The following is a 12803-nucleotide window of genomic DNA, read 5'->3' on the forward strand; positions in this document are numbered from 1 at the left end:
TCCTATGGCGCCGCCATGAAGGAAATCGGCAATGCTGACCGCCAGATGACCGGACGCTGGCTGAACAATCGCGCCGAGAATTCGCATCAGCCGTTCCGACGACGAGAACGCGCCATGACCCGCTTCCGGCGTCTGCGAAGTCTGCAAAAATTCGCCGTCGTTCATTCTTCAGTTTTCAACCACTTCAATTCGGAACGAAGCCTCTCCAGCCGACAGATTTTCAAACAAAACCGAGCCGCTGCTCTTATCGAGTGGCGCGGTCTTTGCATGGCATAAAAGGCGGCCACCCAGACCTAGCTGAGACGAGTTCGAATTCGTCTGACACCACCATCTGAGATGCATCATCAGCGCGACCGTTCAGCCGGGAAGTCCGTCGATGCTTTCGATGGAGGCCAGGGCTTCGTCCCAGTTTGCGCGACTGGAACAGCAGATATGCGCGTTGGGGCGAATGTCGATTGGGCTGTCAAGCGAGCCTGCGGGCACCACAAGCAAACCGGCCTCCGGCTGGGAAATAGGCAGTGCGGATCCGCAGTCGGAGCAAAAGCTTTTCATGTGGCGTGAACCAGGGAGATGAAACGTCTTGATGTTTGCCTCGCCTGAAACCCAGATGAGTTTGGCTGTGGACGAAAACAGGTTTGCCGAATGGGCCGAACCGCTATCCTTGCGGCAGCGGGAACAGTGGCACAGGAAAAAGCTCTCGAACTCTCCCGATATGCGGAATTTCACTGCGCCGCAGAGGCATTGTCCCGTAGTCGGATTGTTGTCCATTCACACTCCTCACGACCGGCACCGCCCTGCCGCCAGTCGAACGCATTCATTGTTCCCTTATATCCACGTGTTGGATTCGGGTCAAAATGGGCTAAAGAGAGACAGTCTCGGCGTGGCAGAGCATCAGCGGATTGAAAATCATGCTTTTCGTCATTCACGGCCCTGACCGGCCTTTCGGCGACTGGCCAGATTCTGCGTTGCAGTTTCACCGAACCAACCATTCGACACGTTGTGCAGCATTTTAGGTGGCCGGAGGGCATGCGATCAGCAATCCACCCTGTCACTTGGGAGGGCGCGGGAGTTGTTGTTGGAACCGGAGGACACGCCCCACCACGCAAAACGGTTGATAGAGAATTTGCTCCACGTAATGCATTTCGCCAGCGGGTGGTTGGGCAAAGGACGGTCGTCTTCAACTAGTGCACGATATCACTCGGTGAAGTCGCTACGTCACTTTCATTGCTCGAGATGAGGGCGGCAGATGACGCAGGCCAAAATTGGATCGCTACTTCACCGCTTGTAGGCGTATCAAGGGCGGGACTGTGCGTGGAATGCGACGGCAATGTCGGCGGCCAGCTGTGCGTTGTTCTTCACCAGCGCGATATTGGCTTTGAGGCTCCGTTCCTCTGACAGCTCGAATATGCGTTGCAGTAGAAAGGGCGTTACCTCCTTGCCGGAAATGCGCCTCTACGGCTAAGCCTTTTCAAGCAGGCGTGTCCCGTGCGACCCTCCTCACACGGTGTGGTTATTGTCGCTCTTGAAATTGAAGACGCCCGCAGTTCTATCACAGCTGCCTTGCCAACAACTGGTGCGCCCACCGGTTTGCAGATGCGCCAAAACAGTCATGGATCGAATCCACCGCGATGACGCTGCCAAGCGCCATGCGACCCAGTAGGCAGAGATTTTTCTGGGGCTCTCCGTTGGGTCCAATCAAACGGCCATCAGGTTCGGTGCGCAGCCCCAGACCATCTGAAAACGTACTGACCAATCCTTGCTGGTACAGACTGCGGAAAAGTGGCTCGGTCAACTGCTCCAAGTTTGCGGGCGGGATGACAGCATCGACGATGACAGATGCAACAACCTCTGTATCGCCCTCAATCAGAATCCAGCCGTCGTCAGTCTGTTCGATATCGGGATAGTTTGCCGCGACAAGGCTGACCATTTTCGCCTCGATTAGCATCAGCAGTTCCTGGGCAGATCGCACAGGCGGCCCATAAGAATAGCGCTTGATCCCTTCATCAAAACCAGTGATCGCGGCCGCGGTGTCAGGGTCTATCGCGGTCGGATTGAACCCACGGCGCAGCGCATTTTGAACCTTGCGCCAGATCTGACCAATGACATATCCGATGCCCGGCGGCGCCTCGCCTGTGGCAATCGCAATATTTTCGCGTAAGGCATCGACAGGTGCGCGCGTTTCCTGCTGTCCCGGGTCAGCACGCTCCAAGCGAAGCCAAGCCTGAATGTCTTCTGCGGTAACCTTGCGGTTCTGAGCGTGCAGAATGCGGAAGGTGGGGGGCACCAAGGCGTCGCAGATCGTCACCACCGCGTCAGAGGGGGCCTGTTTTGTCCCCGCTTCCAAAGCCCTTGCAAAAGCATCCAACTCAGCGCGATTAAGGTCGAATGTGCGATCGAGTTTTTCAGTCTGCGGCTTAGGTGCGGGGGGCTGGCCGTTCAGCGAGAACGGCAGGATGCGCAACGGCTCTTGACCTGAGCGAATATAGCGTCCGTCTTTGAACGTCCCGCCCCTGCCAATGGTCAGCATTCGAAGCACATCCATCGTCGAGAGCCCAAGCCCTCGGATGGCGACGGTTCGGTCTGCCCAGTGTTGCGCCCGGTCTAAGAGTTTTCTGTCGGGGTAAGCGGCGCAAACGTCTGCACCACTTTCAGCAGCATGTGCGATCCATCGCGCCAGTTGATCGTCCGGTTTCGTTGCGGGTTGGCCCAAAGTAAGCAGCACTTCGTCATAAGGTCCAAACCGCTCTTCTTCCGACCGAAGAAAAATACCGTCGTCACTGGAATGTAGCTCAGTGATACGCTCTGCCTTCTGAGTAAACAGGACGCCCTTCGCATGTCGGCTTATGACTTGCGTAAACCTCTCTGCAAGATAAGCACCAAGCTTTGCGCGGGTTGGAAATTTGTCATACTCGGCCGGATCGCCAAGCCAATCCTCAAAATCGCCGATGGCCAGATTCAACGCGGCGGCAGGCTGAAGACCGACCTCTCGCGTCGGTATGTTAAGAAGGCAGTTGCTGGTTTGCTCAGGCGAATAGTTCGGCCCGGCCCCGGCCCATTTCAGCGGATCAAAGCCATCTATGTGCAGCGTTACATCGGTGTCCCTGGACGCCACGATCAAGGCTTCAATCGCGCCCAATGCCCGCGGGCCAAGGCCTATGATCGCAATACGCAGGTCGCGGTTTGTCTCTGACATGTTGGCCTCCGTTCGTTCAGCGCCCTTAATAACTGTGACAATCGTTCAGGCCTTACTTTCGCGCCGAACCCTTCGACTATTGCGCAAAAGGTCAGACCTGCCAACGTCGAACTAGGGCGCCAATCCGCTGAGCCGGTTCGCCAGATCCAGATCGCGCCGAACATCGTTTTCCGCCGTGTGCCGTTTGTCTGGATCGCGCATACGCAAAAGAAAGGACGGGTGGAATGTCAGGACGAGTTGCGTGCCGTCGTCAAGTTTCAGGGCTTCGCCCCGGCGTAGCGTCAGATCGCTTCCGTTCCCAGTAAGGGCCAGAGCCGCAGTCGAGCCCATCGCAAGAATGACCTTTGGCTTTATGGTGGCGCATTCAGCGTCGAGCCACCATTTGCAGTGCGTCACTTCGCCGATGTTTGGCCGTTGGTGAATGCGCCGATGGCCCCGGGGGTTGAATTTGAAATGTTTGACCGCGTTCGTCACATAGGCCTTTTCCCGGTCCAGCCCGGCATCCCTTGCCAATTTATCGAACAATTTACCCGCCGGGCCAACGAAGGGGCGGCCAGCCAGATCTTCCAGATCGCCGGGTTGTTCGCCAACGATCATCAAGGAGGCGTCCTGCGGACCCTCGCCAAGCACAGCCTGCGTGACGTTGCAGTGAAGGTCGCACCTCGTGCAATCGGCAACCGCAACGCTAAGTTCATCGGGCGATCCCGACCAAGCCGTGCCCAGGGCCGCCACCTGCTTTTGCACCTTGGCCGCCCGCAGGGGTGGTATCGTGGGGGCCGCCCGATTCATCTCGCGAACGCGCGCAGGGGCGGTCGCAATAAGGTCAGGGATCGCGGCCGTTTCGGGCATGTTCTTCCAATATTTCTTGGGCATTTCAGACTGCATGGCCTTCACCTTCAGCCGGGCGGGATTGAAGATGTTTCGAAAATAGGTGGTCCAAAGCTGTTCGCAGGCATCCTCGGGCAGCGGTGGTTTGGGTTGGCCTTCGCCGTAGGTAAGTTCGCCATTGATGAAAAACGCGCTGACATCGGGCGTGATGATGCGCCAATCCATGTCGCCAAACCGGCGGGCAAAAAAGGTGGCGGTCGGCTCGACTGTATGGTGGGTGGGTTCGAACCAAGCGGCAAAAGATCGGCGGGTATCGTCGGGCGCACCCACGTCGCGAAACCGCACGAAGGCTTTCATCTTGTGCTGGCAGCGATGCACGTTCTTTTCCATCCGGCGCAGGGTCGACATATCAGCATCCGCGCGGTCGGTCATCAAGTGGGGCCTGTCGCGCAGTCGCCACAGCACCTGATACAACATGCTGAACCGTGTTGGATCGCTGTGCCAGACGACAGAATTGGCAAGCGTAATGAAGCTGCGCGGCACCTTCAGCGCGGGCTTGACATCAGGTGGCGGGGCCGCATCCCACAGACCGGTGGCTGATGCTTCATCCCCCCAAGCGACGTTTGCGGGTGGCACATTTGCATTGATCAACGCGCGCGCCGCATCACGCCAAGACTGCGCGGTGCCGATCATCGGCATTGTCATCCGATACATCAAAACAGGCTCATTTGCTCCGGCGGCGGCGCGAACTTTGCGCGCAGATCGGCGCTGTCTGTCAGCCCGGCAGGCGACCATCCGACCGCTGTCACAAAGGCCCGCGCCTTTTTCATCGAAACGCCCATACGTGTCAGGTCTTCGTAGCGCAGCGTGCGATGGCGACGGGTCGCAAGGATGCGGCTGACGGTCTTGACGCCGAAACCGGGCACACGCAGCAACATCTCTCGACTGGCCGTGTTGACGTCCAGCGGGAACAAACCGCGATGCGCCAGGGCCCAGGCGATCTTTGGGTCAAAATCAAGATCGAGATTGCCGTCTCTGGTCACGCCGGTGATTTCGTCCAGTTCAAAGCCGTAAAATCTGAGTAGCCAGTCGGCCTGATACAATCGATGTTCGCGCTTCAACGGTGGGCGGATCAGCGGCAGGTTTTTTGAACTATCTGGGATCGGCGAAAAAGCCGAGTAGTAAACCCGTTTGAGGCCATAGCTGGAATAGAGGCGCGTTGATTGACCAAGGATCGTTGCATCATTTGACGCATCCGCCCCGACAATTACCTGCGTCGACTGTCCTGCTGGCGCAAAGCGGGGGGGGCGTTTGCCGGTGTAGGTTTTCTCGGCACTGCCCTGTTTTCGCAATTTCACGAACGCCATCGCTTTGCGGATCTGCGTGGGGTTCTTTTCCGGCGCAAGTTGCGTCACGGCGGTATCGGTCGGAAGCTCGACATTGATCGACAAGCGATCCGCCAAAAGCCCCGCTTCGGCGATCAATTCCGGCGCCGCATCAGGGATAGTCTTCAGATGAATGTAGCCGCGAAAATTCTCTTCGTGTCGCAACTTTCGTGCGATCTGCACCATGTCGGACATCGTAATATCCGGCGATCGGATGATCCCGGAGGATAGAAACAACCCTTCGATATAATTGCGTCTGTAGAACTCGATCGTCAGTTTCACGACCTCATCCACCGTGAAGCGCGCGCGCGGGATGTTGGACGACACGCGGTTCACGCAATATGCGCAATCATAGATGCAAAAATTCGTCATCAGGATTTTGAGCAGAGATATGCAGCGCCCATCGGGTGCATAGGCGTGGCAAATTCCGCTGCCGGTGTTGGACCCCAGGCCCTTGCCGTCGCGTGAATCGCGCTTGGTCGATCCGGACGATGCGCAAGACGCGTCGTATTTCGCGGCATCGCTCAGGATGGCCAATTTTGATTCCAATGAGCTACATTTCATATGTTCACTATATGTTCCGAACCCGGAAGTCGCAACAAGTCTGGTTAACCTCATCATTTTTGCGGCGGAAAGCCGCTTTTCCCGACGTTTTATCGTTACGCGAAATGGCTATTTTCCCTTGTGCAACAAACCAAGCGAAACCGCGTTGGAGAATTCAACAATGAGGGGTGTTTGATTAACTCGTTAATTTCCGTAATATGGGGTTTCGATCTAGGCCGTCGCTATGGCACCCCCCAACCACTAGGCTCAGTGTCGAAATGCATACAGTTCCAGAGAATTCATCGGTGCCGGTCAGTCGACTTGACGTCACCAGCTTCATTGATGCGATGCAGGACGAGGTTGCGATTCTTGATAGCAATGGTGTCATTGTTGCGACCAACAAGGCATGGCGGCAGTTCAGTGCAGAGAATGGCGGCGATGCGGCCAATGCCTTTGCAGGTTCAAATTACATTGAGGTCTGTCGTCACGCAAAAGGCACATCGAGTGCGGAAGCCGCGATCATTCCCAATGGGTTCGAGCATACCCTGCGCACTGGCGAACTGTTCCGCTGCGAATACCCCTGCGATAGCCCGACAGTCAAACGGTGGTTCGAACTGACCGCAAATCGGCTTATCGACGATGATGACAGATTCCTCGTGGTTCAACATCGCAACATCACAATCCGCCACATCGAACGCGCCGAGATCGAACAAGCCTTCATAGATTCAAATGCGATGGGTGCGCTGGTTGCAACGACGTCAGATGCCATAATCAGCTATGATCTCGACGGCAACATCATCACGTGGAACCGGGCTGCCCAAAAGCTCTATGGCTATTCAAAAGAAGAAGCATTGGGTCAGTCGCTTGAGCTTCTTTATCCCAAAAACTGGCCCAAACCCGTGTCATATTATCGGGACGAGATAATCGCCGGTCGGTTGGAAAGTTTCGAAGCGACACGCGTCGGCAAGGATGGCACGCACCGCGAGGTCTGGATCAGCTGCGCGCCCATTCGTGGCGTTTCAGGCGAAGTTGTCGCAGTTTCCAATATTCACCGCGACGTAACAGAAATACGCGAAGCAGAGAGGGCCCGCGATCTCATCGCGCAAGAAGTCATCCATCGTGCCAAGAATATGCTGAGCATCGTCATTGCGATCCAGCGCCAAACCGCCCGAATTGAGGGAACGGTGGAAGGTTTCAAGCGTAGTTTTGAAGCGCGCCTCCATTCTCTTGCCCAATCAACCGACCTTCTGGTGAACAGCGCTTGGACTGGTGTGGGCTTGCATGATCTTGCCAATGACCAGCTTGAGCCTTTTGTTGACCCAAACAATGTCAGGCATTCCCTTGCCGGCCCGCACGTTGAACTCAGACCCCAAGGCGTGCAGGCGATTGGTATGGCTTTTCACGAATTGGCGACAAATTCGGCCAAATATGGTGTTCTCAAACAAGGTTCGGGGCAGATCGACATTGTTTGGGCTATCAACCAGGTCGAAGACGACCAAACACTCCATCTATGCTGGAAGGAAACCGGCGTCGAGACGGGACAAAACTGCAAGCCTCGCGGTTTTGGAAGCACAGTATTGACATCTCTTACACCCAAAATGATTGGCGCAGACAACGTATTCGAGGTCGGGCCGCACGACGTTAAGTGGTCAATTACGATCTCCGCCAAACACTTCTGCGTTCCGGCACACTTTTGATTTATGAGGGCCTTCTTTGCAGCTGAACCCTGACAACCAACCTGAGACCGCGCAGTTTCAAGTGGTAATCGGCACGACTATGGAACACCAAATCGCGCAAACAGGGCCCCATCATTGAATACTACACAATCAGCTGCCGGACAGCGGGTAGACATGACTGTCTCTGAACAATGCATGTTGAATGTCACTGAGAATTGACCCATGCGGTTACTTAAGGCCCAGCCGATGACCCGCCGTGAATGCACGGTCCAGGATCACGGCCAGATACAACCACCCTTCACGGGTCCAGACATAGCTGATGTCACCGGCCCATTTCTGATTAGGCGCGTTGGCGGTGAAGTCACGATCCAGCAGGTTCGGCGCAATGTTGAACTTATGATCGCTGTCAGTCGTCACCTTGTGTTTGCGTGTTCTGACAACGGATATACCGTTCTGGCGCATCAATCTGCCCACCCGGCGGTGCCCGACATCCAAGCCGATCTCTTTCAACTCTTCGGTCATCCGTGGCCGACCATATCCGCGGCCAACTTATATGAGGCAGTGTTTTCGGCAACGAAGACTTCATCGCGCTTCTGCGTTGATGAAACCGCCATATGCAGAATGCTCACCTGCCGAAAGCAACTGCGTGATGTTCATTTTGCGCGATCACAAGACCCATGCTTGCCAACAACACCGTGAATCTGCGGTCAGCAGAAGCGTCGCCGCATTGCAGCGTATGAAAATAAGTTGATTTTCGGGAATAATTGTCATTCATTGTTGAGATAGTTTTATTAACGACAAGAAACAAGCCACAGGGAGATTCCAAATGACAGAAAATATGAAAACTCGAATAAACAAGATGTTTCGAGGGGACGCGATATTCGCCTACGGGTTCGTGGTCGTGCTTTGGGCGGCGGTGATTTTTGTGTTTCTCAGAGTGAATTCCCTGGTGGGCGGGGGCACGGTCATGACCGTTCTGACAATCGCCGGAGCCCTTGTTTTGCTATTCAACACCGCAGCCATTGTCGCGATGATCAAGCATTACTCGCATGAAAAAGACTTCATCTACGGCCTGGATATCCGTCACCTCGACGAGATGCGCAAAGCCAAGAACAACCCTTGAGGACCCAAAATCATGTCTGAACACTATGAACCTCCAAAGCAGAGCGGCGCAGGGCAGTTCTTCGATTCGATCTTCTTGCTGGTGCTGGTCTATGTCGCGCTTTTCATTCCACTGATCCTGGGGCTGACGGGTGCCGGCAGCACAAACGAGATGCCCGAGATCGTCAACTGGGAAACACTTGGCCAGAACGCAACCATGCAGGCGCAGTGGGAAAAGCTGGGCTACACGCCCGAAACCGCTGCCGAGATCATCACGACCAAGTTCGACTACACCATTGATCCGCTTCTTCTTCTGATCACCGCGGTCGTGATCATCGGTTACTTCGTCTTCATGGTGAAAGTATCCGACAAGGAATATCGCGACGTCATTCGGGAAAAGTTCGACCTCTGACCAGGGGGCGACGGAAAGGGACAAAACATGTGGATTTTACTGGAATACGGCGCCTGGGCGATATCGGCAGGCATTCTTCTGTGGATGTTGGCCGACGCGGCCCGGGTCAATCGGGAGTTCGATGAGGATACGCTGTTGTCCTCGCTTGAGGGCATCGACGAGCTTCTTGAGCATGGCGATGTACCCGAAGCGAAGGAGCATTGAGCCATGAGTGATCAAACTGCAAACGGAAATGCCGCAGGCGCAGAGGGCCAACCCTCTGAACGTGTTGGTCTGCTGCGTGTATTGGGCCCGGTTCATGTCTGGGCGCTTGGCGTCGGCATCGTGCTTGTCGGCGAATTCATGGGCTGGAACTTCTCGGTTGGCAAGGGCGGCGCATTGGGCGCGCTCATTGCCTGCTGGGTGATCGGGCTGCTTTACACCTGCGTGGCGATGATCGATTCCGAGGTGACATCGACCGTGGCCGCGGCGGGCGGACAATACGCCCAAGCCAAACATATCATGGGGCCGCTCATGGCCTTCAATGTCGGGCTCTACCTGGTGATGGCCTACACGATGCTGGAGGCGGCGGATGCGCTGATCGTCGGTGACTTGCTGATCATCCTGGCAGAGCAGACGGGCTATAGCGGGCTTGATCCGAAACCTTTCGTGATCCTGATCATCGCGCTACTGGCGCTCCTGAACTATCGCGGTGTTTTCATGACGCTGTCGCTGAACTTCATCATCACGGCGGCGGCGTTCACGTCGATCATCATCCTCTTCGTCGGGGTGCAACCCTGGCAGCCGGGCGCGATCCTCAAGCATCAGGATCTACTGACCGACCTGCCCTATGGCTGGATCGGCGTGATTGCGGCGTTCCAGTTCGGCATCTGGTATTACCTCGGGATCGAGGGCACCTGCCAGGCCGCAGAGGAAGTCCGCTCACCCAGCCGGTCGCTGCCGTTGGGCACCATGACCGGGATTATGACGCTTCTGATTGCCGCAACGCTGACGTGGTACATCTGTTCCGGCCTGCTGCCGTGGGAATATCTGGGGCAGGCGATCGTGCCGCTTTATGACGCGGCGCGCATGACCGGAAGCACCACGTTGCAGGTCTTCCTGTTCGTCGGAACGATGTTCGCGGCCACCGCATCGGCCAACGGGTGCATCAACGATGCGTCGCGGGCGTGGTTCTCGATGGGGCGCGACCGTTACATGCCACAGTGGTTTGGCGCCGTGCATCCGCGGTATCGCACACCGTACCGCTCGATCCTGTTCCTGATCCCGATCGCCGCGTCCTTTGCCTTTACCGGGCTGCTGGACCAGGTGATCACCTTCTCGATCCTGTCAGGTCTGCTGGGATATACGTTCATGCCGATCAACATGATCCTGTTCCGCAAGAAATGGCCGCTTGGCACCATTCGACGTGGCTATGTGCATCCGTTCCACCCGTTGCCGGCAATCGTGCTGATGGTGCTGTGCATCACCACGTTCTTTGCAACCTATCTCGGGTTCGGCACGCAGCTTCTGGCGATGATGTTCTTCTATGTCATCGTCTCGCTGTGGTTCTCTATGCATCGCTACAAATACGTGCGGCGCGCGGATCAGTTCACCATGAACTGGCCCAAGCCTGAAGGTTATTGAAGGAGCAAAGCCATGATGGACAAAATTCTTTGTGCGATAGACGGGTCTAAAGCCGCCCAACGGGCCGTGGATTTCGGTGTCGCGCTGGCAAAAAAGAACAAGGCCGATCTGCGCTTTGTCACCGTTTCGACGGTATCGCAGGCAAGTGCGGCCGACAGCCCCTTCTGGGACACGCGCTTGTTCAATGCCGGCGAGGCCCTGATTGAAAAGGAACTGTCAGAGGCCATGAAGCACGCCCAAACGGCGGATCTTCAGGCAAGCTGCGTGACGATACGCGGACGCGATGTCGCCACGGCTATCGTTGGCTACGCCTTGCAGGAGGGCTTTGACCATATCGTCATGGGCTCGACCGGGCACACCGCTTTCGGGCGGTTGCTCACGGGGTCGGTCGTTGACGATATCCTCAAGACAAGCCAGCACCCGCCGGTCACGGTCGTATGATCAACCTGGCGGTTGCCGCCGCTGCTGTCGGTGTGGCAGGGCTGGGCGCGGTTTACATGACTGACCTTCGGCGCGAGAAATCGCGCCGAAGTGTTGCCTTTGATGACTGCCATGATCTCTTGCAGGATCGCTCGCTTCACCTCGAAGAGGACGGCTATCCGTCGCTTGCCGGGCGTTTCGACGGGCATGAGGTCGGGCTCAAGCTGCTGGCTGACACAATACAGCTGCGCAAGCTTCCGATCTTGTGGCTGATGGTGACGGTCAAACGGAAACTGCCGGTCCCCGGGGTTCTCGACCTGATGGTGCGGGCCTCCAATTCAGAGTACTATTCTCCGCATGGCGAATTGAACAAGGCAATACCTTTGCCCAAGGGCTGGCATGATCAGTTGACGATACGCAGCGACAAGGCAAACGCCATGTCGCCACTGCTTGGCCCGCTTGAAGGTCAGGTCAACGACTTCCTCGACGACGGACGCGGCAAGGAAATCCTGATCACGCCCAGGGGTGTGCGGCTTGTCTATCGCTTCGCGGAAAGCGACCGGGGGCATTACCTGGTGACCAGGCTGCCCAAATTCGAACAGCAAAAGGTGGAAATGCACACCGCCAGCATGTTATTGCGGCAGGCGATGAACATCTGTGACACCGTGGAGCACTGCGCGCAATGAGCCAAACCGAACGCCCACCCTATCCTCCGATCCTTGTCATTTTGGTTTCGGCAGTACTGACCGGCATGGGGCAGGTCATGAACGGTCAGGCCAGCCGTGGATTGATGATGGCATTCACCGCGCTTTCCCTGGCCTGGGTCAGCTACAACCTGACGACGCCGGACCACAGCTTTGTCGGGCGCTACGCAGGCGGGTTCATGATCCACGCGATTGCCTTTATGGATGCAGTGCGGATCGCGAAATTCCGGCGCCATGAATGGGAAACCCGTTCGCGTTAAACCGGATCGGGCATACTATTGCATTGGCCTTGCCGCGACGCTTTGGAAGGTTTCGGTTCAATGCCTTGTTTTTGCTATGCAGCGATCGTGCTGATAAATCCAACCGCCTTTCATTTGGTTTCGGTGGTTTCCGCTCTGATCGCCTATAAGGTTTGGCTAAAGCACTTTGCGTTTGATCTGAATCGGCGGGGGCGCTAAACGGGCTTTTGTCTGCTTCATTCCTTTCGGGAGGTGGATCATGGGCACGCCTTCCTCTTTGGAGCCATGGGCGCTGACGTCAGACACTGGCGCGGAACGTTCACTGACCCTGTGGTCAGCGAGGCCATGTCGGGGCAATGCTCCAGCGCTGCACCGCGTGCCGTCCGATCGCGGCCCCGCCCGCCAGTGGAAAACTGGATGATCATACCGGGGTAGTGTTTCTTTACGCTGTTCTGGACCTCGGCAAACTTATCGGGGTCTGAGCCCGGGCTTTCATCGTCGTTTCGGACGTGGATATGGACCAGGGCCGAACCGGTCTCATGCGTGGATTCTATCTGCTGCGTGGGCATAACCGGAACGGCGGGGTAATCCGTCGTGCGGGGGATGGCCCCTGTGATCCCCGTGGTAAAAATGCAGGTGTTGTCATGGCAAATCCTGGTTTTTCCCCAGGTCAAACGCG

The 12803-nt window shown here is 56.4% G+C and carries 14 protein-coding genes and 2 pseudogenes; 9 read left to right on the forward strand and 7 right to left on the reverse strand.

From position 1 onward, the window contains the following. Nucleotides 1-276 (forward strand): DDE-type integrase/transposase/recombinase (locus BMZ91_RS15335; RefSeq protein ID WP_143076303.1); only part of this gene is annotated, 276 nt, incomplete at its 5' end. An 81-nt stretch (nucleotides 277-357) separates the two neighbouring features. On the opposite strand, the gene BMZ91_RS15340 is transcribed toward BMZ91_RS15335, so the two are convergent. The 5 genes and pseudogenes from BMZ91_RS15340 to BMZ91_RS15360 form a co-directional block, all read right to left on the reverse strand. After that, entirely contained in the window at nucleotides 358-768 is a 411-nt protein-coding gene (locus tag BMZ91_RS15340; protein WP_092840823.1) for a GFA family protein, read from the reverse strand. Nucleotides 769-1293: 525 nt separating this feature from the next. Beyond that, nucleotides 1294-1446 (reverse strand): annotated as a pseudogene (locus BMZ91_RS15345) (pseudouridine-5'-phosphate glycosidase); the annotation flags it as partial. A gap of 103 nt (nucleotides 1447-1549) precedes the next feature. Further along, entirely contained in the window at nucleotides 1550-3193 is a 1644-nt protein-coding gene (locus BMZ91_RS15350) for an FAD/NAD(P)-binding protein (RefSeq protein WP_092840825.1), read from the reverse strand. Nucleotides 3194-3304: 111 nt separating this feature from the next. Continuing rightward, nucleotides 3305-4735: a UdgX family uracil-DNA binding protein gene (locus BMZ91_RS15355; protein WP_092840827.1), complete on the reverse strand. Its 1431-nt coding sequence runs from the start codon at nucleotides 4733-4735 to the stop codon at nucleotides 3305-3307. Further along, nucleotides 4735-5970, reverse strand: coding sequence for a putative DNA modification/repair radical SAM protein (locus BMZ91_RS15360; RefSeq protein WP_092840829.1), 1236 nt, complete (start codon nucleotides 5968-5970; stop codon nucleotides 4735-4737). Before BMZ91_RS15360 ends, BMZ91_RS15355 begins: the two co-directional genes overlap by 1 nt. Before the next feature lie 257 nt (nucleotides 5971-6227). Between BMZ91_RS15360 and BMZ91_RS15365 the strand changes: the two genes are divergently transcribed. Continuing rightward, complete coding sequence (locus BMZ91_RS15365; RefSeq protein ID WP_177193885.1) at nucleotides 6228-7646, forward strand: PAS domain S-box protein; 1419 nt, start codon at nucleotides 6228-6230, stop codon at nucleotides 7644-7646. A gap of 200 nt (nucleotides 7647-7846) precedes the next feature. Here BMZ91_RS15365 and BMZ91_RS15370 read toward each other — a convergent pair. Next, nucleotides 7847-8162: pseudogene (locus BMZ91_RS15370) on the reverse strand (DDE-type integrase/transposase/recombinase); the annotation flags it as partial. A gap of 289 nt (nucleotides 8163-8451) precedes the next feature. On the opposite strand from BMZ91_RS15370, the gene BMZ91_RS15375 reads away from it, so the two are divergent. Genes BMZ91_RS15375 through BMZ91_RS15400 form a run of 7 tightly spaced genes read left to right on the forward strand, consistent with a single transcriptional unit; the run spans nucleotide 8452 to nucleotide 12145 of the window. Further along, nucleotides 8452-8748 (forward strand): hypothetical protein, encoded by a 297-nt coding sequence (locus tag BMZ91_RS15375; protein WP_245736420.1) that lies wholly within the window; start codon nucleotides 8452-8454, stop codon nucleotides 8746-8748. Between the two features lie 12 nt (nucleotides 8749-8760). Further along, the gene (locus BMZ91_RS15380) at nucleotides 8761-9138 is read left to right on the forward strand and encodes a hypothetical protein (protein WP_092840833.1); all 378 of its coding nucleotides are present in this window, start codon (nucleotides 8761-8763) and stop codon (nucleotides 9136-9138) included. Nucleotides 9139-9165: 27 nt separating this feature from the next. Further along, nucleotides 9166-9342, forward strand: coding sequence for a hypothetical protein (locus BMZ91_RS21500; protein ID WP_177193886.1), 177 nt, complete (start codon nucleotides 9166-9168; stop codon nucleotides 9340-9342). Between the two features lie 3 nt (nucleotides 9343-9345). Beyond that, entirely contained in the window at nucleotides 9346-10761 is a 1416-nt protein-coding gene (locus BMZ91_RS15385; protein WP_245736422.1) for an APC family permease, read from the forward strand. 12 nt (nucleotides 10762-10773) lie between these two features. Further along, nucleotides 10774-11202 carry a universal stress protein gene (locus tag BMZ91_RS15390; RefSeq protein WP_092840835.1) on the forward strand — a complete coding sequence of 143 codons (429 nt, stop codon included), beginning with the start codon at nucleotides 10774-10776 and terminating at the stop codon, nucleotides 11200-11202. Beyond that, the gene (locus BMZ91_RS15395; RefSeq protein ID WP_092840837.1) at nucleotides 11199-11867 is read left to right on the forward strand and encodes a hypothetical protein; all 669 of its coding nucleotides are present in this window, start codon (nucleotides 11199-11201) and stop codon (nucleotides 11865-11867) included. Before BMZ91_RS15390 ends, BMZ91_RS15395 begins: the two co-directional genes overlap by 4 nt. Next, entirely contained in the window at nucleotides 11864-12145 is a 282-nt protein-coding gene (locus BMZ91_RS15400; RefSeq protein ID WP_092840839.1) for a hypothetical protein, read from the forward strand. The genes BMZ91_RS15395 and BMZ91_RS15400 overlap by 4 nt, the downstream gene beginning before the upstream one ends. Nucleotides 12146-12381: 236 nt before the next feature. Here the strand turns inward: BMZ91_RS15400 and BMZ91_RS15405 are convergent, their stop codons facing one another. Continuing rightward, entirely contained in the window at nucleotides 12382-12798 is a 417-nt protein-coding gene (locus BMZ91_RS15405; RefSeq protein WP_245736424.1) for a 3-keto-5-aminohexanoate cleavage protein, read from the reverse strand. Between the last annotated feature and the right edge of the window lie 5 nt (nucleotides 12799-12803).

Source organism: Roseovarius lutimaris (assembly GCF_900115165.1).
Lineage (GTDB): Bacteria > Pseudomonadota > Alphaproteobacteria > Rhodobacterales > Rhodobacteraceae > Roseovarius > Roseovarius lutimaris.

Bases quoted from the DNA above. Each gene is read 5' to 3' on its own strand.
- BMZ91_RS15340 (WP_092840823.1), bottom strand. From the start codon at position 768: ATGGACAACAATCCGACTACGGGACAATGCCTCTGCGGCGCAGTGAAA.
- BMZ91_RS15350 (WP_092840825.1), bottom strand. From the start codon at position 3,193: ATGTCAGAGACAAACCGCGACCTGCGTATTGCGATCATAGGCCTTGGC.
- BMZ91_RS15355 (WP_092840827.1), bottom strand. From the start codon at position 4,735: ATGTATCGGATGACAATGCCGATGATCGGCACCGCGCAGTCTTGGCGT.
- BMZ91_RS15360 (WP_092840829.1), bottom strand. From the start codon at position 5,970: ATGAAATGTAGCTCATTGGAATCAAAATTGGCCATCCTGAGCGATGCC.
- BMZ91_RS15365 (WP_177193885.1), top strand. From the start codon at position 6,228: ATGCATACAGTTCCAGAGAATTCATCGGTGCCGGTCAGTCGACTTGAC.
- BMZ91_RS15375 (WP_245736420.1), top strand. From the start codon at position 8,452: ATGACAGAAAATATGAAAACTCGAATAAACAAGATGTTTCGAGGGGAC.
- BMZ91_RS15380 (WP_092840833.1), top strand. From the start codon at position 8,761: ATGTCTGAACACTATGAACCTCCAAAGCAGAGCGGCGCAGGGCAGTTC.
- BMZ91_RS21500 (WP_177193886.1), top strand. From the start codon at position 9,166: ATGTGGATTTTACTGGAATACGGCGCCTGGGCGATATCGGCAGGCATT.
- BMZ91_RS15385 (WP_245736422.1), top strand. From the start codon at position 9,346: ATGAGTGATCAAACTGCAAACGGAAATGCCGCAGGCGCAGAGGGCCAA.
- BMZ91_RS15390 (WP_092840835.1), top strand. From the start codon at position 10,774: ATGATGGACAAAATTCTTTGTGCGATAGACGGGTCTAAAGCCGCCCAA.
- BMZ91_RS15395 (WP_092840837.1), top strand. From the start codon at position 11,199: ATGATCAACCTGGCGGTTGCCGCCGCTGCTGTCGGTGTGGCAGGGCTG.
- BMZ91_RS15400 (WP_092840839.1), top strand. From the start codon at position 11,864: ATGAGCCAAACCGAACGCCCACCCTATCCTCCGATCCTTGTCATTTTG.